Annotated in this window: 31 protein-coding genes, 1 tRNA gene and 1 pseudogene; 18 read left to right on the top strand and 15 right to left on the bottom strand. The window is 62.4% G+C overall.

The features are described from left to right. Positions 1-21: 21 nt before the first annotated feature. From LB559_RS26335 to LB559_RS26320, 4 genes are all read left to right on the top strand, one after another. Positions 22-414: an Mth938-like domain-containing protein gene (locus tag LB559_RS26335; protein WP_027160422.1), complete on the top strand. Its 393-nt coding sequence runs from the start codon at positions 22-24 to the stop codon at positions 412-414. 1 nt (position 415) lies between these two features. Beyond that, positions 416-1,258, top strand: a complete 843-nt coding sequence (locus LB559_RS26330; protein WP_224675326.1) for a phytoene/squalene synthase family protein — start codon at positions 416-418, stop codon at positions 1,256-1,258. Between the two features lie 83 nt (positions 1,259-1,341). Next, positions 1,342-1,770: a hypothetical protein gene (locus LB559_RS26325; protein ID WP_024503856.1), complete on the top strand. Its 429-nt coding sequence runs from the start codon at positions 1,342-1,344 to the stop codon at positions 1,768-1,770. Further along, positions 1,767-2,720 (top strand): sterol desaturase family protein, encoded by a 954-nt coding sequence (locus LB559_RS26320; protein WP_224675325.1) that lies wholly within the window; start codon positions 1,767-1,769, stop codon positions 2,718-2,720. The genes LB559_RS26325 and LB559_RS26320 overlap by 4 nt, the downstream gene beginning before the upstream one ends. A 108-nt stretch (positions 2,721-2,828) precedes the next feature. On the opposite strand, the pseudogene LB559_RS33195 reads toward LB559_RS26320, so the two are convergent. From LB559_RS33195 to LB559_RS26295, 5 genes and pseudogenes are all read right to left on the bottom strand, one after another. After that, positions 2,829-2,948: pseudogene (locus tag LB559_RS33195) on the bottom strand (hypothetical protein); the annotation flags it as partial. Positions 2,949-3,153: 205 nt separating this feature from the next. Further along, on the bottom strand, positions 3,154-3,279 hold the full coding sequence (locus LB559_RS26310; protein WP_224675324.1) for a type II toxin-antitoxin system ParD family antitoxin: 126 nt from the start codon (positions 3,277-3,279) through the stop codon (positions 3,154-3,156). Positions 3,280-3,305: 26 nt separating this feature from the next. Further along, positions 3,306-4,724, bottom strand: coding sequence for a methylenetetrahydrofolate--tRNA-(uracil(54)-C(5))-methyltransferase (FADH(2)-oxidizing) TrmFO (trmFO, locus tag LB559_RS26305; protein WP_224675323.1), 1,419 nt, complete (start codon positions 4,722-4,724; stop codon positions 3,306-3,308). A 566-nt stretch (positions 4,725-5,290) separates the two neighbouring features. Beyond that, positions 5,291-5,431: a DUF1127 domain-containing protein gene (locus tag LB559_RS26300; RefSeq protein ID WP_013531314.1), complete on the bottom strand. Its 141-nt coding sequence runs from the start codon at positions 5,429-5,431 to the stop codon at positions 5,291-5,293. Between the two features lie 49 nt (positions 5,432-5,480). Next, positions 5,481-5,621: a DUF1127 domain-containing protein gene (locus tag LB559_RS26295; protein WP_013531315.1), complete on the bottom strand. Its 141-nt coding sequence runs from the start codon at positions 5,619-5,621 to the stop codon at positions 5,481-5,483. A 237-nt stretch (positions 5,622-5,858) separates the two neighbouring features. On the opposite strand from LB559_RS26295, the gene LB559_RS26290 reads away from it, so the two are divergent. The 3 genes from LB559_RS26290 to LB559_RS26280 are packed head-to-tail and all read left to right on the top strand — an operon-like array spanning position 5,859 to position 9,033. Beyond that, the gene (locus tag LB559_RS26290) at positions 5,859-6,977 is read left to right on the top strand and encodes a DUF2157 domain-containing protein (protein ID WP_224675322.1); all 1,119 of its coding nucleotides are present in this window, start codon (positions 5,859-5,861) and stop codon (positions 6,975-6,977) included. Further along, positions 6,974-7,558, top strand: coding sequence for a GDYXXLXY domain-containing protein (locus tag LB559_RS26285; protein WP_063168109.1), 585 nt, complete (start codon positions 6,974-6,976; stop codon positions 7,556-7,558). The genes LB559_RS26290 and LB559_RS26285 overlap by 4 nt, the downstream gene beginning before the upstream one ends. Before the next feature lie 26 nt (positions 7,559-7,584). Then, positions 7,585-9,033, top strand: coding sequence for an aromatic amino acid lyase (locus LB559_RS26280; protein ID WP_027160416.1), 1,449 nt, complete (start codon positions 7,585-7,587; stop codon positions 9,031-9,033). A 123-nt stretch (positions 9,034-9,156) separates the two neighbouring features. On the opposite strand, the gene LB559_RS26275 is transcribed toward LB559_RS26280, so the two are convergent. The 3 genes from LB559_RS26275 to LB559_RS26265 all read right to left on the bottom strand — a co-directional run bounded on the left by LB559_RS26275 (position 9,157) and on the right by LB559_RS26265 (position 11,138). Next, positions 9,157-9,242: transfer RNA gene (locus tag LB559_RS26275), tRNA-Leu, on the bottom strand. Positions 9,243-9,526: 284 nt separating this feature from the next. After that, the gene (locus tag LB559_RS26270; protein WP_013531320.1) at positions 9,527-10,192 is read right to left on the bottom strand and encodes an outer membrane protein; all 666 of its coding nucleotides are present in this window, start codon (positions 10,190-10,192) and stop codon (positions 9,527-9,529) included. Between the two features lie 94 nt (positions 10,193-10,286). Beyond that, on the bottom strand, positions 10,287-11,138 hold the full coding sequence (locus tag LB559_RS26265) for an alpha/beta fold hydrolase (protein WP_224675321.1): 852 nt from the start codon (positions 11,136-11,138) through the stop codon (positions 10,287-10,289). A 147-nt stretch (positions 11,139-11,285) separates the two neighbouring features. On the opposite strand from LB559_RS26265, the gene ade reads away from it, so the two are divergent. Continuing rightward, positions 11,286-13,094 carry an adenine deaminase gene (gene ade, locus LB559_RS26260; protein ID WP_127369396.1) on the top strand — a complete coding sequence of 603 codons (1,809 nt, stop codon included), beginning with the start codon at positions 11,286-11,288 and terminating at the stop codon, positions 13,092-13,094. 161 nt (positions 13,095-13,255) lie between these two features. Here the strand turns inward: ade and LB559_RS26255 are convergent, their stop codons facing one another. Then, positions 13,256-14,419, bottom strand: a complete 1,164-nt coding sequence (locus LB559_RS26255; RefSeq protein ID WP_024503865.1) for an alpha/beta hydrolase — start codon at positions 14,417-14,419, stop codon at positions 13,256-13,258. A gap of 137 nt (positions 14,420-14,556) precedes the next feature. Then, positions 14,557-15,630: an alpha/beta hydrolase gene (locus tag LB559_RS26250; protein ID WP_013531324.1), complete on the bottom strand. Its 1,074-nt coding sequence runs from the start codon at positions 15,628-15,630 to the stop codon at positions 14,557-14,559. A gap of 467 nt (positions 15,631-16,097) precedes the next feature. Here LB559_RS26250 and ilvA point away from each other — a divergent pair, with 467 nt between their 5' ends. Together ilvA and LB559_RS26240 are read left to right on the top strand one after the other, a co-directional pair. Next, a complete protein-coding gene (gene ilvA, locus LB559_RS26245; protein ID WP_024503866.1) occupies positions 16,098-17,354 on the top strand; it encodes a threonine ammonia-lyase IlvA in 1,257 nt (418 codons plus the stop codon). Positions 17,355-17,362: 8 nt separating this feature from the next. Further along, a complete protein-coding gene (locus LB559_RS26240; protein WP_024503867.1) occupies positions 17,363-17,923 on the top strand; it encodes a DUF1697 domain-containing protein in 561 nt (186 codons plus the stop codon). Positions 17,924-17,931: 8 nt separating this feature from the next. On the opposite strand, the gene LB559_RS26235 is transcribed toward LB559_RS26240, so the two are convergent. Both LB559_RS26235 and gloA read right to left on the bottom strand, forming a co-directional pair. After that, complete coding sequence (locus LB559_RS26235) at positions 17,932-18,222, bottom strand: DUF2218 domain-containing protein (protein WP_127366976.1); 291 nt, start codon at positions 18,220-18,222, stop codon at positions 17,932-17,934. A 147-nt stretch (positions 18,223-18,369) separates the two neighbouring features. Next, entirely contained in the window at positions 18,370-18,810 is a 441-nt protein-coding gene (gene gloA, locus LB559_RS26230) for a lactoylglutathione lyase (RefSeq protein WP_013531328.1), read from the bottom strand. Between the two features lie 217 nt (positions 18,811-19,027). Here gloA and LB559_RS26225 point away from each other — a divergent pair, with 217 nt between their 5' ends. Genes LB559_RS26225 through LB559_RS26215 form a run of 3 tightly spaced genes read left to right on the top strand, consistent with a single transcriptional unit; the run spans position 19,028 to position 20,997 of the window. Then, complete coding sequence (locus LB559_RS26225) at positions 19,028-19,624, top strand: cold-shock protein (RefSeq protein ID WP_063168103.1); 597 nt, start codon at positions 19,028-19,030, stop codon at positions 19,622-19,624. Positions 19,625-19,648: 24 nt separating this feature from the next. Next, the gene (locus LB559_RS26220; RefSeq protein ID WP_027160409.1) at positions 19,649-20,209 is read left to right on the top strand and encodes a DUF192 domain-containing protein; all 561 of its coding nucleotides are present in this window, start codon (positions 19,649-19,651) and stop codon (positions 20,207-20,209) included. A gap of 20 nt (positions 20,210-20,229) precedes the next feature. Then, on the top strand, positions 20,230-20,997 hold the full coding sequence (locus LB559_RS26215) for an alpha/beta fold hydrolase (RefSeq protein WP_164753911.1): 768 nt from the start codon (positions 20,230-20,232) through the stop codon (positions 20,995-20,997). Between the two features lie 85 nt (positions 20,998-21,082). Here the strand turns inward: LB559_RS26215 and LB559_RS26210 are convergent, their stop codons facing one another. After that, on the bottom strand, positions 21,083-21,685 hold the full coding sequence (locus LB559_RS26210; RefSeq protein WP_224675320.1) for a hypothetical protein: 603 nt from the start codon (positions 21,683-21,685) through the stop codon (positions 21,083-21,085). A 147-nt stretch (positions 21,686-21,832) separates the two neighbouring features. Here LB559_RS26210 and cysE point away from each other — a divergent pair, with 147 nt between their 5' ends. Next, on the top strand, positions 21,833-22,681 hold the full coding sequence (gene cysE, locus LB559_RS26205; RefSeq protein ID WP_013531333.1) for a serine O-acetyltransferase: 849 nt from the start codon (positions 21,833-21,835) through the stop codon (positions 22,679-22,681). A gap of 311 nt (positions 22,682-22,992) precedes the next feature. Then, a complete protein-coding gene (locus LB559_RS26200) occupies positions 22,993-23,196 on the top strand; it encodes a DUF3126 family protein (RefSeq protein WP_013531334.1) in 204 nt (67 codons plus the stop codon). 63 nt (positions 23,197-23,259) lie between these two features. Here the strand turns inward: LB559_RS26200 and LB559_RS26195 are convergent, their stop codons facing one another. Beyond that, positions 23,260-23,985, bottom strand: a complete 726-nt coding sequence (locus tag LB559_RS26195) for a hypothetical protein (protein WP_224675319.1) — start codon at positions 23,983-23,985, stop codon at positions 23,260-23,262. Between the two features lie 125 nt (positions 23,986-24,110). Between LB559_RS26195 and LB559_RS26190 the strand changes: the two genes are divergently transcribed. Both LB559_RS26190 and LB559_RS26185 read left to right on the top strand, forming a co-directional pair. Continuing rightward, positions 24,111-24,452 carry a DUF6949 family protein gene (locus LB559_RS26190; RefSeq protein WP_224675318.1) on the top strand — a complete coding sequence of 114 codons (342 nt, stop codon included), beginning with the start codon at positions 24,111-24,113 and terminating at the stop codon, positions 24,450-24,452. A gap of 19 nt (positions 24,453-24,471) precedes the next feature. Beyond that, positions 24,472-24,999 carry a gamma carbonic anhydrase family protein gene (locus LB559_RS26185; RefSeq protein ID WP_027160406.1) on the top strand — a complete coding sequence of 176 codons (528 nt, stop codon included), beginning with the start codon at positions 24,472-24,474 and terminating at the stop codon, positions 24,997-24,999. Between the two features lie 48 nt (positions 25,000-25,047). Here LB559_RS26185 and LB559_RS26180 read toward each other — a convergent pair whose 3' ends face one another. Then, on the bottom strand, positions 25,048-25,596 hold the full coding sequence (locus tag LB559_RS26180; protein ID WP_164920046.1) for an ankyrin repeat domain-containing protein: 549 nt from the start codon (positions 25,594-25,596) through the stop codon (positions 25,048-25,050). A 172-nt stretch (positions 25,597-25,768) separates the two neighbouring features. Between LB559_RS26180 and LB559_RS26175 the strand changes: the two genes are divergently transcribed. Beyond that, positions 25,769-26,428 (top strand): DUF2726 domain-containing protein, encoded by a 660-nt coding sequence (locus LB559_RS26175; RefSeq protein ID WP_224675317.1) that lies wholly within the window; start codon positions 25,769-25,771, stop codon positions 26,426-26,428. Positions 26,429-26,532 lie beyond the last annotated feature (104 nt).

The raw sequence follows: 26,532 nt of genomic DNA, 5'->3' as shown, positions 1-26,532 counted from the left end.
CCCCCCCGAAGAGGTTTAACGGTGACCAGCAAAGGCATCGTCATCCGCGAGGCGCATTTCCCGGGCCGCGCGCCGATCGAAGCCTACGGCAATGGCGGATTCCGCTTTGCCGACATGTCGCATCGCGGTTCGCTGCTCTGTCTGCCATCCGGCATCCATGGCTGGGAGCCGGTGGATCCCTTGGCGCTGACGGTGGCGGATTTTGACAGGCTGCTGTCCGAGGCCGACAAGATCGAGATCCTGCTGGTCGGCATGGGCAGGGATCTTCGGCCGTTGCCCGCTGCATTGCGGGCCGCGCTGAAGGCCGCCGGCATTGCATCCGACCCGATGTCGACGGGTGCCGCGGTGCGGACCTACAATGTCCTTCTGGCGGAAGAGCGCGCCGTGGCCGCCGCGCTCATTGCCGTCGATTGATATGCCTCGAAGCGCTGAAATCGTCATGGACGCGGTGCGTGCCGCCGACCATGATCGCTATCTGACCGCGCTCTACGCGCCGGACGGCAAGCGCTACGCGCTGTTTTCGCTCTACGCCTTCAACGCGGAGATATCAGGTATTCGCGATCGCATCCATGAGGCGCTACCGGGCGAGGTGCGGCTGCAATGGTGGCGCGATGTCATTGCCGCCGGCGGCGAGGCCGGCGCCGGCCATCCCACTGCCGAAGCCGTGAACGCTACGATAGCGACATTCGGCCTGCCGAAGCCGGCCTTCGAGAACATGCTCGATGCGCGCATCTTCGACCTCTACGACGACCCGATGCCGTCGCGCACCGATCTGGAAGGCTATTGCGGCGAGACGGCCGCAGCACTCATCCAGCTTGCGGCGATGGTGCTCGACCCCGGCGAGGCGCCGCGCTTTGCCGAACTGGCGGGCAGGGCAGGCTGCGCACAGGCGATGACCGGCCTGCTGCTGCTGTTGCCGCTGCACCGCCAGCGCGGACAATGTTTTGTCCCGGCCGACATTCTGGCGGCAGCGGGATCGTCGCCGGAAGAATTCGTCACCGGCGACGGCGGACCCGGCGCCAAACGCGCGGTGGCGGCGATGATGGCGCTGGCACGGGAACATCTTTCCGCCTTCGAGCAAGGCGCACCGGCTCTCCCGGTCTCGCTGCGCCCGGCATTCCTGCCACTTGCCCTGTCACGCGCCTATCTCGGCAAGATGGAGAATGGCTCGCCGCTCGAAGGCGTGGCGCGGCTCTCGGCCTTGCGCCGGCATTGGCTGTTGCTGCGCCGCGCGAGCAAGGGTTGGCCAGCACTTTGACGTAAACGTCAACCGTGCTAAGAAGTCTCCGCGCCAAAACTGTCGCCATAGACGACAGGCCGGCCGGAGGAGATACCCATTCAATGAGCTTGCCTTTGCTGGTTGCGATCGTCGCCCTTGGCATCGCGCTGTCGGTTGCCGCGGTGCATTTCACTGGCGGCAGCAAGACGGCGACGCTCAGTGGCGCAGATCATGCGAAGAGCCGATTCGCCGAGGATTTTCCCGACGAGATCGTGGCGGCGGTCCGCCTGACAGCAGATGCCGGGACCGCGTTCCTGGATATCGGGCGAGGGCGCTTCGGGATCGTTCACAGCGTAGGCGACTGCTTCTTGACCCGCATCGTCACGCCTCAAGATGTCACGATTTTGGACACTGGAGACGGGAATACGGTCTCGCTGCGGCTCGCCGATTTCACCTGGAAGGGCGGCCGCTTCCGCTTTGCCAGCGCAACGGATGCGCAAGGCTTGCTGAAGGCGCTTGAGCCGCAGAGTTTCGGCGGAGAGGCGGCATGATGGACGACTACAATTTTCCGCAGGTCACTCAACTGGCCATCCCGTTCTTCGTTGTCGCGATCCTGATCGAGCTTTGGTTGGTGCGCACCGGCCGTGCCAAGGGTTCGTTCGAAACGCGCGACACATTGACCAGCCTGATGATGGGTACCGGCAATGTCGTTGCCGGGCTGCTGCTTGGCGTCGTGTCCTACTGGGCGTTGCTGTGGCTCTGGCAGTTCCGCGTCTTCAATCTCGGCCTGTCGATCTGGATCTTTCTGGTGGCCTTCCTGCTCGATGATCTGCGCTACTATTTCTATCACCGCATCGCGCACCGGGTGCGCTGGGTTTGGGCCGAACACGTCAACCACCATTCCAGCCAGCACTACAATCTGTCGACGGCGCTGCGGCAGAGCTGGACGGGCCTGTTCACCTTCATGTTCGTGCTGCAGGCGCCGCTGGTGCTGCTCGGCTTCCACCCGGCGGTGATTGCCTTCACCTTCGGCTTCAATTTGGTCTGGCAATTCTGGATCCACACCGAGACCATCGGCAAGATGTGGGGCTGGTTCGAGTTCGTCTTCAACACGCCCTCACACCACCGCGTCCACCACGCCACCAATCCGCGCTATCTCGACGCCAACTATGCCGGCACGCTGATCATCTGGGACCGGATGTTCGGCACGTTCGTCGGGGAACTGGAGGAGGACAGGCCGCGCTACGGCATCGTCAGGAATCTCGGCACCTTCAATCCGCTGAAGGTGGCTTTTCACGAGTGGATCGGCATGTTCCGGGATGCCTTTGCGCCGGGTCTTTCGCTCAGCGATCGCCTGAACTATCTGATCAAGCCGCCCGGCTGGAGCCATGACGGCTCGCGCGAAACCTCGGAGAGTTTGAAGGCGGCCTATGTCAGGCGAAATCCGGGTGAGGCGGGAAAGCCGGGATTGCCGATGGCTGGTGTCGAGCCGGCTGAATAATATCGCCTCAGGATGGTTCGTTCGACCCGCCGTCGCGCATCCCGTCTCATAGTCGCGACCGCCATAGAAGATGTTGACGATGCGGATGACATCGTTCTCGGTCAGGTGGTGATGACGGCGGAATGCTCGGAATGGGACGGGTCGTAATCCCCGAACGATATCGTCGCGCGAGCGACCGCCACGAGGCGCATTGCCGATACTCTGGCAGCGCTCTTCTATCCGATCCACGAAACCGTTTGGCGATGTTTTCGCTGCCGCTGCTCTCAAGGATGTAGGCGCCAATTGCTTCAAGATCGGAGATCGCGCTTTCGCTAAGAACGACGGCGGGACGCTGGATCATCGCTCTCTCTCGCCAGTTGCGAAATCCGGCTCTTTACCCGGTCGATCGCCTCATCGAGCGGAACAGCGGGGCTTTTGTCTTCGATCGACGCCTTCACCCGCGCCCTGATGGACGCCATGCGTTCAGCGTGCTCTTCCTCCTCGCGCTGGAAGGCAGGGCGGCGCGGATTACTTCACTGGCCGAACCGAAGGAGCCGTCTTCGACTTTGTCCCGGATCATGGGGTCCAATCAGAACGCGAAGCTGTTTATTCCGCCGCTTCGGCCGTTTCCGGTTGCGCCGGAAGTCCCAGCCAGTGCCGGCAATCGGCGCGTGCGCGCGATGTGATGGCGTGCCGCTTGGCAACGGTCTTGTCCTTGCCGCGCATGCGTTTGCCCTCGGCCTTCGGAGCTTCGACAGGTGGGAACAGGCCGAAATTGACATTCATCGGCTGGAATGAACGCTTTCCCGGCTCGTCATCGGAGACAATATGACCGCCGGTGATGTGGTTGAGCAGAGCGCCGAAGGCCGTGGTCAGCGGCGGCAGCGACGGTGCCTGGCCGAGCCGTTCAGCGGCGGCGAAGCGGCCGGCGAGCAGGCCGATCGCAGCGCTCTCGACATAGCCTTCGCAGCCGGTGATCTGGCCGGCGAAACGCAGGCCGGGCCGCGACTTCAGTTGCAGCGAAGCGTCGAGCAAGGTCGGCGAGTTGATGTAGGTGTTGCGGTGCAGGCCGCCGAGACGGGCGAAATCGGCGTTTTCGAGACCCGGTATGGTGCGGAAGATGCGCACCTGCTCGGCATGCTTCAACTTGGTCTGGAAACCGACCATGTTGTAGAGCGTGCCCAGCGCATTGTCCTGCCGCAACTGGACGACGGCATAGGCCTTTACCGTCGGATTGTGGGCATTGGTCAGCCCCATCGGCTTCATAGGCCCGTAGCGCAGCGTCTCGACACCGCGCTCGGCCATGATTTCGATCGGCAGGCAGCCGTCGAAATAGGGCGTGCCTTCCCATTGCTTGAATTCGGTTTTCTGGCCGTCGACCAGCGCTTGCACGAAGGCAAGGTACTGGTCCTTGTCCATCGGACAATTGATGTAGTCCTTGCCGGTGCCGCCTGGCCCGACCTTGTCGTAGCGCGACTGGAACCAGCAGGTATTCATGTCGATCGTGTCGAAATGGATGATCGGCGCAATGGCGTCGAAGAAGGCGAGCGCATCGGCGCCGGTCGCTTCCGCGATCGACTGGGCAAGCCCGGGGGCGGTCAACGGACCCGTGGCAACGATCGCCTGGTCCCAATCCGTCGGCGGCAGACCTGGCACTTCCTCGCGCCGGATGGTGATCAGCGGGTGTGCTTCGAGTTTTTTCGTCACGGCATCGGCGAATCCGTCGCGATCGACGGCCAGCGCGCCGCCGGCCGGAACCTGGTTGGCGTCGCCGGCGCTCATGATCAACGAGCCGGCCAGCCGCATTTCGGCGTGCAACAGGCCGACCGCGTTGTTGTCGGCGTCGTCGGAGCGGAAGGAATTGGAACAGACGAGCTCGGCCAGGCTATCGGTCTTGTGCGCATCGGTGCCACGAACGGGCCGCATTTCATGCAGGAGGACGGGCACGCCGGCTTGCGCTGCCTGCCAGGCGGCTTCGGAACCGGCGAGGCCGCCGCCGATGATGTGGATTGGGTTTTTGCTCATGAGCGCCGGAATAATCGCTTGGTGCGGCGATTGCAATTGCCGTGCGCGGTGCGGGGCAAACAGCTGCTGATGGGAGCGCCTCCTGAAAACAACAACACCCGCCGGGGGAGGAGGTCCGGCGGGTGTCGTTTTTGGGGTCGACCTTCGGGAGGAGGTGAAGGCCGGCCATATTCGTCATCGCCGGGGAGGAGGTCGGCTTTGACGAAATTCCTTTCGCCATTTTTAGAAGGGGCGAAACCTCTGGAGCAAAATTCGTCTTGCCCCTGGGAAACAGCGCCCGCCGCGGGAGGAGGTGCGGCGGGCGCCGTTTTTGTGGCCAACCCTCGGGAGGAGGTGAAGGTCGGGCCGATTCGTCATCGCCGGGGAGGAGGTCGGCTTTGACGAAAACTCTTTCGCTGTTTGAAAAGGAGCGAAACCTTTGGGCAAAATTCGATTTGCCGGGAAACAACGCCCGCCGCGGGAGGAGGTGCGGCGGGCGCCGTTTTGGTGGTCAACCCTTGGGAGGAGGTAAGGGGTGACCGTATTCGTCAAGGTCGGGGAGGAGGTCGACCCTGGCGAAATTCTGTCTAGATCGCCTGGCGGGCGATGATCTTGATTTCGTCGCGGACGATACCGAGATCATGCAGCTGGCGGTTCGAAAGGCGACCCAGCTCGGTAACCGTCTCGCGATAAACGCGCCAGTTACGATAGTTGCGGATCAGGTTCATTGTCGTTCTCTTTTTCAAAACTGGTTCGGACCATTCGCGGTCCGAAGAATTAGACCGCCTTGCGAGCGACGTAAGGAATGTCGCTGCGGCTGATGCCGAGGTCGGTCAGTTCACGGTTGCTCAGGCGGCTCAGCTCGGACACGGTGTCCCTGTAGCGGCGCCAGTTGCGATAGTTGCGGATCAGGTTCATGGTAGTTCTCGTTTCGTCTTTCTTGCGGATCATTCCGTTTGTGTACGAACTATAAATAGGCGGACCCATATCGATTTAAAAGCGCTATGGCTGCATGGCAGCAATGCAAATTGTGCAATGCAGCATTAACGCGCGTTCACGGACCTGACACAAAGAAACCCGAATCGGAAAATGCCTTAGCGCCAACGGCTTGACCGGATCGGCTGCAAAAAAGACCAAACTGGGGGGAGAAGCAGCATGGCGAGCTATTCGTCGCGGGTCAGGGCGGATATCGCGCGCTGGCAGCAGGCCGGCATGATCGACGCCGCGACGGCCGATTCGCTGGCGCGCGATGTCGAGGCCAACGAGCGCAAGTCGCTGAGCTTCGGCTCGATCCTGGCTATGATGGCCGCCTTGCTGTTCGGCGCCGCCATCCTGATTTTCGTCGCCGCCAATTGGGACGCGATCCCGAGGCTGGCGCGCGTGGCGGCGCTGTTTGCCGTCATCCTTGGCGGCTATGTCGGCGGCGCGGTGCTGAAGGCCCGCGACCATGCGGCAATCGGGGAAGCGCTGTGGATCGTGGCGGCCGCGGCTTTCGGCGGCTCGATCGCGCTGATCGGCCAGATGTATCATCTCTCGGGCGACGAGGCCTCGGCTCTGGTGACCTGGGGCGCCGGCACGGCGCTGGCGGCGGTTGCGCTGCGATCGAACCCGCTGACGGTGGCTTCGGTCGGCATCGCCGATGCCCGGCTGTTCCTCAAAGGCTTCGACTATTACAGCCGCAGCGATTTTCCGCACGGCTTCGTCGTGATGGCGATCGTGCTGTTTGCCGTCTCGTTCTGGACCCGCAGCCAGGCGGCGCGCCACCTGATTATCCTGTCGGTGCTGTTCTATCTTATGCTGCTGGTCACCAACCACGACACGCTGCAGGTGGCGATCCCGCTGGTCGTCGCCTCGGCGCTGCTGTTCGCGGCCTCGGTCTTCGCGCCTGGCCCGGTCGACCGGGTCGTGCAACTCGGCGGCCGCTTGCCCTTGCACGCGCTGCTCGGCTTCCTCACCGGCCTCGCAATGATCCAGTTCGAACTCGCCGACGAGAGCACCTACAACAGCGGTTTTGCCCTCGCTTCGGCGATCGCGCTGGCCGGTGTTGTCGCCGCGATCGTGCTGGCAGGACGGGAGAGCCGTGGGCTACGCTGGCTTGCCTATCTCGGCTTCGCCTTCGAACTCGCCATCATCTATGTCGTGACCCTGCAATCGATGCTCGATACGGCCGGTTTCTTCCTGGCCGCCGCGGTGCTGCTCGGCATCCTCGCGATCGTCATCATCCGCGTGGAAAAACGCATGAAGGGCCCAGACGCCAAGGGAGCCACGGCATGATCACCGGGAAAAGGCTTGTCATCTCGGCGCTGGTGCTGGCGCTCGTCCAGATAGGCTTCCTGAGCTGGATCATCGCCGGCCGGGCGGCGATCCTGCGCAACGGCAAGGAAGTGCTGCTGAAGATCGAACCCGTCGATCCGCGCGACCTCCTGCGCGGCGACTATATTATCCTGGGCTACGAGATTTCACGCATACCGGTGAAAATGATCGCCAACATTCCGCCCGACAAATTTTCAAGCGACGATACGTCGATTGTGGTGCGCCTGAAGAAGGGCGCCGACGGCTATTGGCAGCCGACGGCCGCCTGGTTCGGCAAGGCGCCAACGATGGCAACCGCCGACGAGGCCGATATTCTAGGCCACATCGCCGAAGGCTGGGACCTTCGCGGCGAAGAGGCGACCATCGCGCCGGACTATGGCATCGAGCGCTTCTATCTGCCGGAAGGCGAGGGGATGGCGATCCAGAACGACATGCGGGTGCGGCCATTCGGCATCCGTCTTGCGCTTGCCGGCGACGGCACCGCACAGATCAAGGCGCTGGTCGACGGCGACAAGACGCTGTTCGAGGAACCACTCTACTAGGTCCCTTATTTCCGATGGTGTGAAGCATGCCAGTTAGCCTGTCGACGCGTGACGACATCAACCTCGACACTGTCTTCCGCGTCGCCTGGAAGAAGGACACGGTGGAGATCAGCGAGAAGGCCTTGCAGCGCATCGCCGAATGCCGCGCCTCGTTTCTGAAGCTGATCGAATCCGATCCGCCACCGGTCATCTATGGCGTCACAACCGCCATGGGGGAATTGGCAAGCCGAAAGCTCGAACCTGACGAGCGTGATCGCCATGCGCGCATCAAGGCGTTTGCCGCCGCCACCTCGTTCGGCGATCCCTTGCCGGATCGCGTGGTCAGGGCGATCGTGCTTGCCCGTCTGACAAACTTCATCGAGGGCAACGCCGCCACCACGCCGCGCATCGCGCTAGCCGTGGCCGCGATGCTCGACGGTGAGCCGATGCCTGTCGTGCCGGCCTCCGGCCAGGGCGGCGCCGGTGAGATCCTGGCGCTCTATCCCTTGTTTGCAGAACTTTCGACGCGCTTCGACCTCGAGGTCAAGGAACGCGGCTCGCTCATCAACGGCTCGCCCTGCGCCGCCGCTTTGGTGGCCGACGCAGCGCTCGCGGGGCGCCGCCGCATCCGCATGGCGCAAAAAGTGTTCGCGCTGTCGATCGAAGCGTTTCGCGCGCCGCTCGAGCACTATGACGCGGCGCTCGACACGCTCTGGGGCGATGAGCATGAGACGGCTGCCCTGCAGGGATTGCGGGAGTTTCTGGTTGGCGCCGGCGATGGGCGACGCAACTATCAGGCGCCGGTCAGCTACCGCATCGTGCCGCGCGTCCTCGGCCAGGCGCATCGTGCGCTGGCGACGGCCGAGCGGGCGGCCAATGTGTCGCTGGCCTCGGTATCGGACAATCCCGTCTACATCCCGCCCGACGATGCACATCGGCTCGGCCGCTGCATCTCGACCGGCGGCTATCACAATGCGATGGCAACGCCGGCGCTGGACGATCTGGCGGCGATATGGGCCGACATCTGCCTGCTCTGCGACCGCCACGCCTCGAAGCTTCTGAACGGCAAGGTGTCGCTGCTGCCGGATCTGCTGATGACCGGACGTCACTCAGCCGACAGCGATGGCCATGGCAATGTCGGCTATGTGCCGATGGCGATCACCGGTTATCTTGAGCAGGCCAAGCTGGCCGCACAGCGCACCTTCATTCCGGGCACGGAATCGGCTGGCGCGGGGCAGGACGACGTCGCCACGACGGCGTTCTTCGCATGGACCAAGGAAGCAACCGCCGGCCGCTGCGTCGATGCCGCCATGGCGATGCTGGCAATGATCGCCTCGCAGGCGCTGCACGTCACCGAACGGACGCCGCCGCCGGCACTGCGTTCCTTCGTCGATCAAATCAGAGCTATCGTGCCGCCTGTCGGCGCCGATCGCGTGCTGGGACCGGAGCTTGCCAGGTTGGCGGAATGGTTCACTGAGAAAGTGTTCGAGGCGTAGAGATGCCGACAAGCTGTAGCCGGTGAAATTGGTGCGCCTGAACGGATGAAGTACGAACCTGAGAACACTCCTTCATCTAACGAACTTAGGGTGGCACGCCACCGAAGCTCGAAGAGCGAAGGGTGGTGCGGACGACGGGAATCGAACCCGTACGATCAGAGATCGAGGGATTTTAAGTCCCTTGCGTCTACCAATTCCGCCACGTCCGCAGGCCAGCCCTTTTCAGACGCCAGACACAGGCCGTCAAGTCGTGTTGTTGAGCGTTCGCCGAACGTGCAAACAGACCGGGCGGCTTGATGATACTGGCGCGATCACGGAATTATCGGCGCGGCGGGTAGTGGTAGGATGCCTTGTGGTGGATTTGATCCGCCAAGGCCGGCGCCTCTCAGGCCCAACCCATTCCCCCCGCCCACTGGGAGCGTCGGCCACCCTTCCATGAAGAGAGCCCCTCAAGTGGTCGCCTGGGCCGGCAGCGTCGCGATTTTGGGCCTGGTCAGAACTTGTAGCTCAAATTGATCCCGACCGTATTCAGCTTCACGTTCTGATCGCGATCGTTAAAGGGTTCTGCCACCTCGTAGTGCTCGGAGCCGAAGTCATAGTAGCGATACTGCGCGCCGACGACGAACTTGTCGGTCAGCGCGTAGTCGACGCCGGCACCCACGGTCCAGCCGACATTCGTGCGCGTGCTGTCGAACGCCGGACCCGCGACTTGCGATGTTTCGATGCCGGCAAAGGCGACGCCCCCAATGCCGTAGACCAGCAGGCGGTCCATGGCGTAACCCGCCTTGGCGTTGACCGACCCGAACCACTTGATGTCGGTGCCGAATGTGCTTCCCAGCGCCGATACCGTCGTGCCGCCGACCGAGGAATAGTTGAGGTCCGCCTCGGCGCCGAGCACCGCCTGGTCGAATTGCCACAGGCCGGCGACGTGGCCGCCGACAAAACCGCCGTCAATGTCGGGCGCGATGGAAAACGGCGCACCTTCTGTCACCGATATATCGGATTGGCCCCAGCCATAGCCGGCCTGCAGACCAGCGTAATAGCCCGTCCAGTCGAATCCGGGCGCGGTCATCGGCACGTCGACCGCCGGGTCGGCTGCAAAAGCCGGCACGGCCAGAACGGCAAGGAAACCGGCACTAGCGACCATCAGTCGACGCATCGAACTCCCCGAAATGACGGTTCAGAAAGATCCTCGTCAGAAGGATAACCGCATTCGCCGCAATCGCAATCCCCCTGTCGCCGTACAGAATCCTCTATTTGGCATCGATGAAGTCCAGCACAGCCCGGCTATATTCATCCGGCGCTTGCAGCATGGCGAAATGACTGGCGTTGGGCAGGATGAACAGCTTCGCACCTGGGATGGCGGAGGCGATATATTCGGTGTGTTCGCGCTTGATCGCCTCATCGTGGTCGCCGGCAACGATCGCCGTCGGCGTGGTTATCTGGGCAAGCTGTTCCTTGCTCCACGCCGGCTCGCTCTCCCACATGTGGCTCATCTGCGCCACGAAGGCGTCATACTGGTCCGGTGTTTTCGACATCTTCTTGTAGTCGCGGCCGGAGCGGTCGATGTAGGCGGCAAAGGTCTTGTTGGTCATCACGCCCGGATCAAGGCCGTCGGCGGTTACGTTGGCGGCTTGCGCGAACAGCCTTGTCAGCCGCTCCGGATGATGCAGTGCGATGTCGATACCAATGATGCCGCCATCGCTCCAGCCGACAAGCGCGGTCTTGTCGATCTTCAGGTGGTCGAGCAGCGCCAGATAGTCCGATGCCATCAAGTCGTAGCCATAGGGCTGCTCGGTGCGGGTGGAGCGGCCGTGGCCACGGCTGTCGGCGACGATTACCTTGTGCGTCTTGGAAAGCGTGGCCACCTGGCTGGCCCAGATGTCGCCGTGGCCGAGGCCGCCGTGGATGAGCAGCACCGGATCGCCCGCGCCGAAAACGGCGTAGTACATCTGGATGCCGTTCACCGGCGCATATCCGCTCTGATCGGGTTTGGGCATGGCCGCTGGTTCCGGCAAGGTCTGCCAACGTTCCTCGGCCACGGCAGAAGTGGTCGACGCTGCGAACAGGATAACGATGGCGAACGCTTTCCAAAAACGGGTCATGTCTTCCCTCATATGGTTCGGTTCGCGGTCAGCATCGCCTTCCAGCCGGATTAGTCAACAAGCTCGCCCTGACGCGGTATGTCGGACCGACGGCTCTGGCGGCGCCCGCCGACATTTGCGAGACTGGCGGCAACCGAGGAATCGCCAATGACGAAAGCAACGCCCGCAAAACCCAGACCGTGGACCGAGATGGCGACACATCTGGTCGATGTCGCCGTGGGGCGCAAACCCGCTGACCTGGTCGTGCGCAACGGCCGCTGGGTGAACGTTCATTCGGGCGAGATCATCGCCGGCACCGACATCGCCATTGCCGGCGGGCGCTTTGCCTATTGCGGGCCGAATGCCAGCCATGCAATCGGCCAGGGCACCAAGGTGGTCGATGCCGGCGGGCGTTATCTGGTGCCCGGCCTCTGCGACGCGCATATGCATGTCGAGAGCGGCATGGTGACGGTGACCGAGTTCTGCCGGGCCGTCATTCCGCACGGCACCACCTCGATGTTCATCGACCCGCACGAAATCGCCAATGTTCTGGGTCTGCCCGGCGTGCGGCTGATGCATGACGAAGCGGTCGCCATGCCCATCAACGTGCATGTGCAGATGCCGTCCTGCGTGCCTTCGGCGCCGGGGCTGGAACATGCCGGCGCCGAGCTGACGGTCGCCGATGTCGCGGAAGCGATGACCTGGGAGAACATTATCGGCCTGGGCGAAGTGATGAACTTTCCCGGCGTCGTCGCCAATGATCCGGTGATGTCGGGCGAGATCGCGGCGACGGTTCATGCAGGCAAGACGGTCGGCGGCCACTATGCCTCGCGCGATCTCGGCCTGCCGTTCCACGGCTACGTCGCCGGCGGCCCCGAGGACGATCATGAGGGCACGCGCGCCGAGGACGCCATCGCCCGCGTGCGCCAGGGCATGAAGGCGATGCTGCGGCTGGGCTCGGCCTGGTACGACGTTGCCTCGCAGATCAAGGCGGTGACGGAGAGCGGAATCGACCCGCGCAACTTCATCCTGTGCACCGACGACAGCCATTCCGGCACGCTGGTCCAGGAGGGCCATATGGACCGCGTGGTGCGCCACGCCATCCAACAGGGATTGAAGCCGGTGACGGCGATCCAGATGGCGACGCTCAACACCGCCCAGCATTTCAAACTGGAGCGCGAGATCGGCTCGATCGCGCCGGGCCGGCTGGCCGACCTGCTGATCGTCTCGGATCTCGCCGCAATGACCATCGACGAGGTCTATGCACGCGGCGTCAGGGTGGCCAAGGGCGGCAAGCTCGAAATCGACATTCCGGCCTATGATTACCCCCGGACGGCGAAGAACACCGTCAAGCTCGGCAAGAAGTTGAAGGGCGACGACTTCGATATCGCCGCCCCCAAGGGCGCCAACGAGGTTCGGGTGCGTGTCATCGGCGTCATCGAGAACCAGGCGCCGACGCGCGCGCTGGAGGCCGATCTGCCGGTCGAGGACGGGCTGGTCGCAATGGACCGCCGCAACGACATCTGCCAGATCGCGCTGGTCGAGCGTCACAGGGGCACGGGCGGCGTCACCAACGCCTTCGTTTCGGGCTTCGGCTATATGGGCGACTGCGCCATGGCGTCCAGCGTGGCGCATGACGCCCACCACATCATCTGCGTCGGCACCAACAAGCAGGACATGGCGCTGGCGGTAAACCGTCTGGGCGCGGTCGGTGGCGGCGTCGTGCTGTTCTCCAAGGGCAAGGAACTGGCGCTGGTCGAAATGCCGATCGCAGGCCTGATGTCGGACGAACGGGCGGAAATCGTCGCGGCCAAGGCCGAGAAGCTCACCGAGGCGATGCGCAAGATGGGCTGTTCGCTGAACAACGCCTACATGCAGCACTCGCTGCTGGCGCTGGTCGTCATTCCGGAGCTCAGGATCTCCGACGTCGGCCTGATCGATGTGACGACATTCCAGAAGGTCGATCTGTTCGTCTAGGATTGTTGATATTCAGGCCATGCCGGCCTGCAACTAGCGATTTTCTGCGCTTCCGGTGCTCACGTACTTAAGTACGCTCCGCTCCGGTTCTCGAAAACCACCACTTTCGGCTCGGCCTGACCCGAATCTCAACAATCCTATGGCCAATGCCGCCCGCTGGCTCACCCGCCGGTGGCGATGGTCAGCACCTTGAACGGCGTGGTAATGACGATTTCCGCGACCGAGCCGACGGCCTTGCCGAGGCCCTGGCCGAGATTGTTGAGCTGTGTCGGGTCGGGTTCGTCCGAGGCGAGGCCCGCCGGCGCCCGCAGCCGGTCGCCGAGCAGTTGCACCAGCATCGGGTTGTCGGCGAATTTGGCGTGGTTGAGGCGGTCGCCGCCCTTGGCCTGGGAAAGATCGACCACCGACACGCCATAGCTGGCGAGGTCTGCAGCGTTGCCGTAGTCGCCGACGCGCGGCTTGTCGCCCGAGATCAGGGACGAGAGCTTGAGAGCCCGGTCATCCGCAGAGAGCAGGATGGCGAACGGCTTGTCGGGTTTGCCGTAGCGGATCATCTGCTTCTTGAAGACGTCGACATCGATGTCGGGCGAGGCCAGGATGACATAGCCCAGCTTGCCGCCGAGATCCCGGTCGCCGGTGATGGCAAGCTGGCGCAGCGCCTCCATGGTCACCCAGGTTCCCATCGAATGGGCGATGATGTCGATGCTCTTGACCTTTGTCTTGGCCAGCATCCGGAGCGTCGCCTCGAGGTCGTCGCGCGCTGCGTTGGCGCTTTCCTTGTCGTAGATATAACCCGTGGTCTTGCCGCTCGAAGCCCAGGAGAACAGCACCGGGGTGCCGGGATATTTGGTGTCGTGGGCGATCTGCGTCAGCCGGTAGATGCCGTCGTCAAAACCGTTGTTGAAGCCGTGCACGAAAACCAGCGCACGGTCGCCGCGCATGGAAATGTCGGCGCCGACCGCTTTGGCGAACTGGGGCGCGCCCTCATAGAAAGTGACGTCCTTGGCGGTAAAATCCTTGGCAGGATTGCTGTTTGCCGATCCCTTGGCCCGCTCGATGGCGCCGACCTGATGGCTTTTGGGAACGGTGACGTCGACACGGGCAAAGCTGGTGGTCAGCGAGCGATCGCCGTCGTAAACCTGTCGCGGCTCTTTTGTTGCCCTCTGGCGGGTGGTGGCGACGAAGATTTCATGCGTGGCCGCGATGTCGGATGCGGGCACCGAGACCGTCGTCCTGTTGAGCAGGTCGTGCGTTTTTCCGCCAGCGCAGCCGGTGACAGCGAGCGCCAATGCAACGACGAGGTAGCTCTTCGAACGCACGGTCACACGCAGGCTCCCGCAAAAGGGGACGTCAAACGCGTGACGTCGCTGGCTATTCCGATAAGGCCAGAGACCGGCGCGGTCCAGTTCAAAGTGAATCCATACGTCCGCGATGCCGGGCAGGCATGGCCGCGAGACCGCACCTATTGGCCAAGCAGGCTGATGCGGTCGGTGACATCACGGTCGCTGGCAAAGCCGTCATCCTCGCGCAGCCGCTGGCCGATCATCTTCACCAGCGTCGGATTGTCGGCGAACTTCGTATGGTTGAAGCTGTCCGATCCCTTGACCTTGGACAGGTCGACGACCGTCACGCCATAAGAGGCAAGATCGGCGGCATCCTTGTAGTCGCCGACACGCGGCCGTGAACCGGCGATCAGGCCGGAGAGCCGCAGCGCACGGTCGTCGTCCGATAACAGCAGGATGAACGGCTTGTCGGGCTTGCCATAGCGCCGCATCTGGCTCTTGAACACGTCGACATCGATGTCGGGCGAGGCCAGCACCACGTCGCCGAGCTTGCCGCCGAGATCGCGATCGCCGGTGATGGCCATCTGGCGCAGCGTTTCCATGGTGACCCAGGTTCCGAGCGAATGTGCGACGATGTCGATGCGCCGCGCGCCGGACTGCTCCAGCATCCTGAGCGTCACCTCCAACTGGTCGCGGGCAGCGCTGGCGCTTTCCTTGTCGTAGACATAGTCGGTGGTCCTGGCGCCCGATGCCCAGGAAAACAGCACTGGCGTGCCGGGATAGCCGGAATCATGGACGATCTGGGTCAGGCGATAGACGGCGGCATCGAAGCCGGTGTTGTAGCCATGCACGAAGACCATGACGCGGCCGCCGCGCGCCGCGATGTCGGCGTTGAGCGCGCTGGAGAATTTCGGCTGCGTGTCGTAGCCGACGACCTCGGAAGCCATGAAATACTTGGCCGGGTCGTCCGACTTGCCGCGCGAGCGGCGCTCGATCTGGCCGGTCTTGTGAAGCCCCGGAACGGTGACGTTGACGCGGGCATAGTTCAGCGTCGCCGACCGTTCGCCGTCGAAAACCTTGTTGGGATCGTCGGATTTCTTGCGCGTCGTGGCGATGAAGATCGAGTGGTTGCCGGCGATCTCCGTCACCGGCGCGGACACCATGGCGCTGCCAAGCAATTCCTGTGTTTGCTGGCCGGCGCAGCCGGCGACGAACAAGGCCAGGACAACGGTAAAAATCTTCTTCAAAGGCACGCCTGAATTTCCAACTCCGGCCGAAAGGCCTGTCTATCCTCACGATACCTCCCGGACAGGCAGAGTGCGGCAGAACTAAGTCCTGTCGAGTCGAAATGTGATCGGCGCCCCGCTGCGGCCATCGCAGTGTTGCGCGAAAGCCAAAATGGCGGGAAACGCCTGCGTGATGTGCGCAATGAGCGGCGTCGCCGCCGGCCCTCCAATCCCCGCGGAGATAGCGATTTCATACCGCCCGATGCGAGGGGGCATGAGAATGCACCCGCAAGTAGCTGAAAATATTTCGCAAAATTTCCGCCCGGAAGGACGTAAATGATGGACGATGGCGCTGGGGAGCCGGATATGTGATAGGCGGGCTCGCGCCGCACCTGGTCATGGCGCTCAACAACCGAACGTTCGCGACCCGATTAATGATAGAGATCCGCGGACAGCATGCAACGCAAGGTGATTTTCCCCAGGGGTGGTTTCCGATGAACAGTTTCTCTTCCCGCGTTGCTGCCGCTGCCGCCGCGATCCGCCAGATCTTCCCTGAAACGCCGCTACAGGAAAACGACTATCTGTCGAAAAAGACCGGTGCGCGGGTGCTGTTGAAGCGCGAGGATCTGTCGCCGGTCCGCTCCTACAAGATCCGCGGCGCCTTCAATTTCTTCCGCAAGACACTGGCGGCCGGCAACGAGGCCGAACTGTTCGTCTGCGCGTCCGCCGGCAACCACGCGCAGGGCTTTGCTTTCGTCTGCCGCCATTTCGGCAGGCGAGGCGTCGTGTTCATGCCGGTGACGACGCCGCAGCAGAAGATCGACAAGACCAGGCTGTTCGGCGGCGATTTCATCGAGATCAGACTGGTCGGCGATTTCTTCGACGATTGCTATCGCGCTGCCCTGGAATTCACCGACAGTTCCGGCGCCCATATGGTGCCGCCTTTCGATCACAAGGACATCATCGAGGGCCAGGCAACCGTCGCCTACGAGATCGCGGACCAGATGCCGGGGGCCCGCATGCCCGATATCGTCATGCTGCCGGTCGGCGGTGGCGGACTTGCCGCGGGCGTCACCCACTATTTCGCCGATCAGGGCAGGGAAGCACGCTTCGTCTTCTGCGAACCGGCAGGCGCGCCGAGCCTGCGCGAGAGCCTCGCGGCGGGGAAACGGCTCAAGCTCGCCAAGGTCGACAATTTCGTCGATGGCGCCGCGGTGGCCGAGATCGGCCGCGAGCCGTTGCGTCATCTCAAGGATTTTCCGGCCGACACGGTGCGGCTGATCCCGGAAAACCGGCTCTGCGCCACCATGATCGAGATGCTCAACGTCGAAGGCGTCGTGCTGGAGCCGGCCGGCGCGCTGGCGATCGATGCGCTCAAGGATTTCTCCAAGAAGGAGATCAGGGGCAAGACGATCGTTGCCGTGGTTTCGGGCGGCAATTTCGATTTCGAGCGGCTGCCGGACGTCAAGGAACGGGCGTTGCGCTTCGAGGGTCTGAAGAAATACTTCATCATCCGTTTTCCGCAGCGGCCGGGCGCGCTGCGCGATTTCCTCGAACTGCTCGGACCCGACGACGACATCGCCCGTTTCGAATATCTGAAGAAATCGGCGCGCAATTTTGGTTCGGTGCTGATCGGCATCGAAACCAGGGACCGTCGCAATTTCGATCTGCTCAAGGCGAAGTTCGAGGCCGAGGGCGTTCAGTATCAGGACATCACCGACAACGAGACACTGGCCGGGTTCATCATATGAGCGATCGAATGGTTGATCCGGGAAAAATCTTCGTCGCGCTGTTTTCCGGCATCAATGTCGGCGGCAACCGCATCGTCAAGATGGCGGAGCTGCGGTCGTTCTTCGAGGGCCTCGGCTTTTCCGACGTCGCCACCTACGTGCAGAGCGGCAATGCCGTGTTCCGGGCGAAGAAAGGCGACGCGGCGGCACTGGCGAACCTGCTCGAAGCAGCCTTCGAGACGAAATGGGGGTTCCATTCGCGCATCATGGTGCGCGATCTCTCCTGGTTCGAGAAGCTGGTGCGCGAAAATCCCTATCCGGAAATTGCCGCGGACCACACGAAGCTGCACGCCTATGTGCTGGAACGCGAGCCGACCGCCGATGAGGTGGCGCGGCTGACCGAAAAGTGCACCGGCCCCGAACGCTTCGAGATCAAGGGCGATGTGCTCTACCTCAGCGCACCGAATGGGCTGGGCAAATCGGTGTTTGCCGGGCTGATCCCGCGCACGCTGAAAGTGCCGGGTACCGCGCGCAATTGGCGCTCGGTGCAGGCGCTGCTGGAGATGGCTGCACACGCCGGTGAGAAGTAGTTGGCTGGCTAGGCGGAAGTTGGTTTCCAGTCGAAGGTCAGTTCTTCGCGGAAAGCAAAGCGCTTGATGTGATCGGCGACAACGCTTTCCAGGCGCTCGATCGATCCTGCTTCGTCAGTCGACACCGTGATATGCAGCGCTGCGGCATCGGCAGCCATGACGGTACGGCCCATTGAGAGATCGATGGTGCCATGGGTGGGATCGAACTCGACCGGGAATTTGTGTGCCCAGTGCTTGCACAACTGCTGCAGGTAGCGGCTGGCATGTTCGGTGGCGACGTCGGCATGGCTGGTCGGCATGAATTCTCCTGGGCAAGCGCCCTTTTGCATGGCTGGGCGCCGGCCCAAGCCTGGCGCCTCAGCCAGACAGATAGGCGCCGCCCCTGAAAAACCAAACGGTAGCGGGGCCGTCAGCCTGGCATTGTCCGCTCAAGACAGCGTGATCGGCTACCAGCTTCCGGTGTTCGCCATCGAAGCCCAAGGCTCGGCCTTGGCCTTGGCCGGGCCTTTCTGCAAAAGCTCGATCGAGATGCCGTCCGGCGACTTGACGAAAGCCATGTTGCCGTCGCGCGGCGGCCGGTTGATGATGACGCCATTGTCCATCAGATGCTGGCAGGTGGCGTAGATGTCGTCGACCTCATAAGCGAGGTGGCCGAAATTGCGCCCGCCCTTGTAGTCTTCGGGATCCCAATTGTAGGTCAGTTCGACCAGCGGTGCCTTTTCATTGATGCCGCTCTCCTCGTCTTCCGGTGCGGCGAGGAAGATCAGCGTGAAGCGGCCCTGCTCGTTTTCGTAGCGGCGCACTTCCTTGAGGCCGAGCTTATTGCAGTAGAAGTCGAGCGAGGCATCGACGTCGGCGACACGGATCATGGTGTGCAGATAGCGCATGTGATTTCCTCGATAAATTGCGTTGCGGCGCAACATAGGGTCGGCCCTGTCAAAGGGCAATCGTGCGGCGGTGCGCAATGCCGGCAAAGAACAAATCCGGTATTGCCCCAATGAACCGTGAAAAAAGGCACGGCAGGTCTTGCACACACCGGAAGCCGCAGTGTTAATCTGTTGGCAAGAATCAGTTGCGGTGTTCTTGAAAAGAGGGGGCATTCTTATGGGGGAAAAGGCCTCTTTCATGGGGCGGGACGGAACCCTTGGCGACGCCTTGCAGCGTGACGAAGGCGGCGACGCTTCTGATCTGCTCGAAGTAGCCGGCGCCATCAAGTGGTTCGATGTGGCCAAGGGTTATGGTTTCATCCTCCCGGATGACGGCATCTCGGGCGACATCCTCCTCCATGTGACATGTCTTCGAAGAGACGGCTTTCAGACGGCCCTGGAAGGCGCGCGTGTGGTCTGCCTCGTCAAGCATGGCGAGCGCGGATTGCAGGCCTTCCGTGTGCTCTCCATGGATGTCACCACCGCGGTCCACCCGGCCGAGATGCAGGAGCAGCGCACCCATGTCGCGGTGACGCCGGAGAGCGGTCTCGAACGCGCCTTGGTGAAATGGTTCAACCGCACCAAGGGGTTTGGTTTTCTCACCCGCGGCGAGGGTACCGAGGATATCTTCGTCCATATGGAGACCTTGCGCCGTTACGGTATCACCGAGCTTCGGCCCGGACAGGTCGTGCTGGTTCGTTTCGGGCGCGGCGACAAAGGCCTTATGGCCGCCGAAATTCACCCCGATATGGGGACCTTGCCGGTCTCGCACTAAGGCGTTTCCGGCCGAGGATCTCGAATGGCTTACAGGAACTGGCTGACCGCGGGCGCGATGTGCGCGATTGCCTTCATCGCCGCCGCCGGTGGTTACTTCTATTCCGAAAAGCCGACCTCGGCGGACAGCCGGGCAATGATCCTTCCGGCCGATCCGGCGCCATTGGTCGTGGTGACGAAAGGCGGTGATCGCTCTTTCTCCATCGAAGTCGCCGACACCGCCGCGGAGCGCGAGGCTGGCTTGATGTATCGCCAGGATATGGCGGACAACCACGGCATGCTGTTCGTCTTCGAGGTCCAGCAGCAGGTTGGCTTCTGGATGCACAACACCCCGATGCCGCTTGATCTGATTTTTGTCGGCCAGGATGGCAAGATCCGGGCGGTCAAGCACGGCGAGCCGCAATCAGACGCCGTCATTTCGCCTGGTGTACCGGTGCGTTTCGTGCTTGAGCTCAAGGCAGGCACTGCCGCCAGGAACGGCATCGAGTATGGCGACCTTTTGCGCCATCCGGCGGTGGGCACGGTGTCCGGCCCCGGCATGCCACCAGCCGACAATGGCGATGCACCCAATGGCGGTGGCGGTTGAGCACACAGGCGGGATCGCAGATGCAGTCTTTCACCCATGACGGCTTCGACCTTGCCTTCCTCGACCGCCAGCCGGAATCGGGCGAGGGCGATCCGGTGCTGATGATCCACGGCTTCGCTTCGAGCCACTATGTCAACTGGGTGTCGCCCGGCTGGTTCAAGACGCTGAACGATGCCGGTTACCGCGCCATCGCCTTTGACAATCGCGGCCACGGCGCGTCGTCCAAGAGCTATGATGAGGCGGACTATACGCCGGTCAAGATGGCCTCCGATGCCACTGCCTTGCTCGACCATCTCGGCATCGAGCGCGCCCACGTCATGGGTTATTCGATGGGCGCGCGCATCGCGGCGTTCATGGCGCTGTCCGATCCGGACAAGGTGGCGACGCTGGTCTTCGGCGGCCTCGGCATCGGCATGATCGACGGTGTCGGCGATTGGGATCCGATTGCCGACGCGCTGCTTGCCGAAGATCCGGCCGCGACCAGCCATCCGCGCGGCCGGTCGTTTCGCGCCTTCGCCGACCAGACCCGCAGCGATCGCCGTGCCTTGGCGGCTTGCATCGCCAAATCGCGCGAATTGCTGAGCGAGCAGGATGTTGCCCGCATCGCCCAGCCGACGCTGGTCGCCGTCGGAACCACCGACGACATAGGCGGCTCGCCCGATGAGCTTGCAGCGTTGATGCCGAACGCCAGCGCTTTTCATATCGAGGGCCGGGACCATATGCTGGCCGTCGGGGACAAGACCTTCAAGCAGCGCGTGCTGGAGTTCTATGCCGAAAATCCGCTCTGAGCGGAGGGCCAGGGCAGCGAGAAGCAGTGCCGTAGTCGGGGACGAGGCTGCTTGGCATCGTGATAGGCGCCTATCCTGATTGTCCTTAGCCGTTTGCAAGGGCCGCCAGCGATCGCGCGATGTTTTCCCGGGCCTGCGGTTCGAAGCGCTGGCGAAACTCTTGCGTGTGGAAGATATGCGGGCGGGCGAGGAAACTCTTCAAGACCGCACTGCGTCCGGCTCGCCACATCGGCTCCTCCACCCAGTGGTACTCGCGCCGCACGGCGCGCTCATAGGCGTCGAAGGCGTCCGGTGCGGCACCCAGGATCGACAGGTCCATATCCAGGAAAAGACTTGCGTCCCGTGTGGCCGTCGCGTCGTCGAACGGCGGGACCTGGTGCGTGGCGGTGGCGACGATCATTGCCGAGATGCGGTTGATACGTGAAGGATCTGCGCGGCCCGCCAGCTTTTTTTCGGCAAGGGCGGCACTTTGCGCCTCATTGTCCTTGGCCTTGCTGTCATAGACGGCATCGTGGAACCAGATCGCCGCTTCGATCGCCTCGGGATCGGCCAGCAACCTTCGATAGTCGCCAGCCAGCGCCAGCATCGCCTCGATATGGGCAAGGTTGTGGTAGTGGCGGCCCTGTGCCCGGTAGAGTGCTGAGAGCTCGCTTTTCAGCGCGTCGTCGATCAAGGGTTCGTTTTCCATGGCTGCTTGAATTCCCGCGAACCAAATCCATTTGACAAAGCACTAAGGAAAATTGAGTTCAATCGTGCTATGATCTGGCTTATATGTGCGGCCGGGCAGCAGGCAAGCACAACAGGCAAGCCAGGCAGGACGCAGGACGAGACGGCGATGAACAGCATCAGCATTTCCCGACACAGCGCATTGAAGCCGGTCGATCCGATCTGGCGTTCGATCCGCGACGAGGCCATGGAGGCTGTCAACCGCGACCCGCTGCTCGCTGCATTCCTCTATTCGACCATCCTCAACCAGGACAGCCTGGAAGAAGCAGTCATTCATCGGCTGGCCGAGCGGCTGGCGCACCAGGACATCGGCTCCGATCTCATCCGCCAGACCTTCAAGTCCATGCTGGCCGACGACAAGGAGTGGCCGACGACGGTACGTGTCGACATCCAGGCCTATTACGATCGCGATCCTGCCTGCGACCGCTTCATCATGCCGGTGCTCTATTTCAAGGGGTTCCACGCCATCCAGACCCATCGGCTGGCGCATTGGCTGTGGAACCAGGGGCGCAAGGATTTCGCGCTCTATCTGCAGAGCCGCTCGTCCTCGGTCTTCCAGACCGACATCAACCCGGCCGCCCGCATCGGCAAGGGCATCTTCATCGACCACGCAACCGGCCTCGTGGTCGGCGAGACCGCGGTCATCGAGGATGACGTGTCGATCCTGCATGGCGTGACGCTGGGCGGCACCGGCAAGGCCGGCGGCGACCGCCACCCCAAGATCCGCTACGGCGTGCTGATCGGCGCCGGCGCCAAGATACTCGGCAACATCGAAATCGGCCATTGCTCGAAGATAGCGGCCGGCTCGGTGGTGCTGTCGCCTGTGCCGCACAACAAGACGGTTGCCGGCGTGCCGGCCCGCGTCGTCGGCGAGACCGGCTGCGATCAGCCGTCGCGCCAGATGGACCAGCTTTTGCCGTCGCAGACGATGGATCAGGTCGTCAGTTTCGACATCTGATCGTCATATGTCCGCTGCCTGAGGCCGTGGGCAGACATGGGCGATTGTTCTCGCCCAAGGTCTTTTGAGATTCAGGTCAGGCCGAGCCGAAAATGGTGGGTTCCGAGAACCGGAGCGGAGCGTACGTTTGGGTACGTGAGCACAGTTCTACCGCGACGCGGTAGAACTGGGAAGCGCAGGAAACCGCCATTTGCAGGCCGGCCTCACGTGAATATCAACAGACCTTAATCAGGCCGCTTGCCTTTACATCGCCATTGTCGACGTGCCAGAAGCGCGTTCGAACGAGCAAGCCCGATGATCGGAGAAGACTGTTGAAGCCGGACGAAATCAGAAAGCTGGACGCCTATTTCAAGCGCGTCTTCCAAAACCCCAAGCTTGAGGTCAAGGCGCGGCCGCGCAAGGACGATTCGGCCGAGGTCTATGTCGGCGACGAATTCCTCGGCATCGTCTTCAAGGACGAGGACGACGGCGACTACAATTTTTCGATGGCGATTCTCGACATCGATCTGGCCTGAGCCAGCAAATCTTGCGGTCGGCCGGCTTCATGCAGCCGGCCAGCCGGTTCCCTTGAAGCGTTCTTAACGTCCCGCCTTCAGAACGCGCCCGGCTTCGGTGGCGATTGCCGCGTCGAGCGCCTGCCAATCGCCCAGAAACTCCCTTGGGAAGCGATAGGTGAGGCTGAGTTCGTCGCCGACCTGGATGTCGCGCTCGCAGGGCGCCAGCGATTGGTCGGCACTCGGCCCGCTCAGGCAACGGGCCACGAACGGCTCCTTGCCGGGGCGATTGCCGACAACCAGCACCTCGTTCAGATAGCCTGATTTCTCGTTGAAACCATAAATCATCGTGCCGCCAGGCCCGGCAGTGCCGGGTCGGATGATCAGCGCGCTGTAGATCGGCGCGAAGCGGCCGCTCATGTCACGCGACATCATCTGCTGTTCGAAGGACAGGAAGACGATGCTTTTGGCTGTCCCCGTATGGTTGAAATCATCCCGCGCGGCCTCGCTGTAGCCGTCCATCTGGGGATAGCGCAGATAGAGGTCGAGCCGCGAGGCGATGCCGTCGCGCCGGGCCTGGGCGAAACGGATGGCATTGGCCAGGACCGTGATGACATTGTTGCCGATCACCACCTGGTGGGCTGTTGCGTCGTCGGTGTATCCGGCCATGGCGATCGAATGGCCGAACCATTTGCCGGCAAGGCTGATCGCCACCGACAACAGGGCGAGCACCGCGAACCCGTAGAGCACCCGCTTCATCAGCCTGGAATCGACCACGGTGAGTTCGTTGGCGAGCGCTGCCTGCTTCATCTCAGTCCTCGGATCTCGGGCCGCCCGTCCGCCTGCAGTGTCCCCGGGCGGCACACATCGCACGGCATGGCTCTTGCAGCCTGCATGGAACGACTGTGCAATTTCATGGTAAACGGAAAGTTAAGATGGGACCGCTGGAATTCACACTCTTTGCTTTTGCCGTCGGGTTGACGGCCTGCGGGCTGGCCGGATCGGCCATGGAACTGGTGTCGGGCCGCAAGGTCGCCTTCACCGAACCCTATGTGTCGCCGTCACATGTCTTGCGCTCGCTGCTCGCCACGGCCTGTGCGGGACCGTTCATGCTGGTCAACGACGCCATCGATGCCCGGCGTCAGCGCCGCATTTCAACGTTGGCGCTGATGTCCTGCGGCTGCACGGCAATTGCGTGGACCTTGGCGCTGGGCGTCGTCGTGCTTGCCATTGCCTCATGGTCGGTCCGTCTCCTAGGGTCCGAGCTGCCAGCTTGAGACGATTCGGAGACCAGGAATGCCGCTTTATGCGATCGATGGAACAGAGCCCAGCTTCGCCGATGCGGACTCGAACTGGATCGCACCCGATGCGACGCTGATCGGCGACGTCAGGGTCGGACGCAATGCCGGCTTCTGGTTCGGCGCCGTCATCCGCGGCGACAATGAGCCCATCGTCATCGGTGCCGACACCAACGTGCAGGAACATACGGTCATGCACACCGATCCCGGTTTTCCGCTGACGATCGGCGAAGGCTGCACGATCGGCCACCGCGCCTTGCTGCATGGCTGCACGATCGGCGACAACAGCCTGATCGGCATGGGCGCCATCGTGCTGAACGGCGCGAAAATCGGCAGGAATTGCCTGGTCGGCGCCGGTGCGCTGGTTACCGAGGGCAAGGAATTCCCGGACAATTCGCTGATCGTCGGCTCGCCCGCCAAGGCGATCAGGGTGCTGGACGACGCGGCCGTGGCAAGGTTGCGCGGCTCGGCGGCGCATTATGTCGCCAACGGCAAGCGCTTCAAGGCGGGGTTGAAGAAGGTTTGAGGCTAGCCTGGCATTTGCTGGTTTCTTAGCGCCTCAACTCACTGTCCGTCAGTTGCGCCCAGCCATCGCATCGCGCAGCAAGGAAGCACCGCCTTCAAAGCCGGCAATCTCGGCTTCCTCGATCGCGGTCCTGTAGTCATCGATGCGGGTTTCGAGCGCCGGGTCGGCGCCCGCCGCCAAAAGCAGGCGGATCGCATCGACACTGCGGATGGCCACCGAATAGTGCAGCGGAGTCCAGTCGTTGACGCCCCGCATGTTGGGGTCGGCGCCAGCTTCGATCAGCACCCGCACGATGTCCAGCCTATTGGCGCGATCGGTGGACAGCGCCGCAATGATGGACGGAAACCCGCCATGATCCTGATAATTCGGATCCGAGCCCGCCTCCAGCAAGATCGAGATGAAGCTGACGGGGCTCCAATAGATCGCATATTCCAGCGGATGCCCAAGGCCGAACTCAAACGGCATGCGCTCGTCGAACCATCGGGAAGAGCCGCCCAAGGCTAGACCGAGGCCGTCGAAGTCGCCGGCCTTGAAGGCATCGTCGATCGCCTTGAAGAGGCGATGACGCTCGCATCGATCTTCCGGGATTTCCAACATCGCCGTGTTCCAGAAGGCGAAAACCAACGGCCTATATTGCCCCGATCCCCTGCGCGTGGAAAGGCGGTCGTCCGATGCGTCCAGTAGGTCGACGATGCGCATACCATTTCACGGATTGCTGATATAAGTCATCGCTGAATAATAATCTGCATCGCGGAGGTAGCTTTCCGGCATGCCATTCCAGCTCAGTGAGCAAACGCAGCAAATTCTTTCGCTAATTTGCATTCTGTTAGCTGGCGTCTTCATTGGTATGGCCTTGGAACGTCTCCTATCGAGGAAACGGAGGCAGGCATGGAGGGAGAGCAATAGCAGGCGCTGGGCGAGAGAGCGCAGAGGGGGCGACATTCTTAGCGGCCCATGGGTTGCCCCGAAGCCTGTTTCCGCGCCACCGAAACCGACTGATCCTGCTGACCAGTTGCGGATCGTCATGGGTGCGAGCTTCACTATTCAACCGCTCCTCAACAGGAGTGAAGTGCGCGTCTTCAAGGAACTTGATCGCATGGTGATCAGCTGCAATCCGGGATGGCAGGTGATGGCCCAAGTGTCACTGGGCGAAATTTTGCGCAGCGCGAACGCTGACGCCTACAGCTGCATCAACTCGAAACGAGTGGACCTTCTTCTTGTGGACGAGACTTGTCTGCCTCGACATGCGCTCGAATACCAAGGCCATGCGCATCACCAAGGCACAGCAGCAGCACGTGATGCGGTCAAAAAGGAAGCGCTGCGACGTGCTGGCATCAGTTACCATGAGATCGTCGGCGGTCACACGACACCTTCGGAACTCAGGCGACTGGTTGAGAGGCTGGTGGATAAGCCCACCGCACCGCAATAGCTGACCTTTTGCAACGCAGATTTCTCGGAACCTGATTGGTTTTCGAACGGCCATAGCCAGAAATGGCGGAGCCGGCCCGGGGACGGGGCCGGCTCCTTTCACCC

Source organism: Mesorhizobium sp. BR1-1-3 (assembly GCF_020165455.1).
Classification (GTDB): Bacteria; Pseudomonadota; Alphaproteobacteria; order Rhizobiales; family Rhizobiaceae; genus Mesorhizobium; species Mesorhizobium ciceri.
This window is presented reverse-complemented; position numbering and strand designations above follow the sequence as displayed.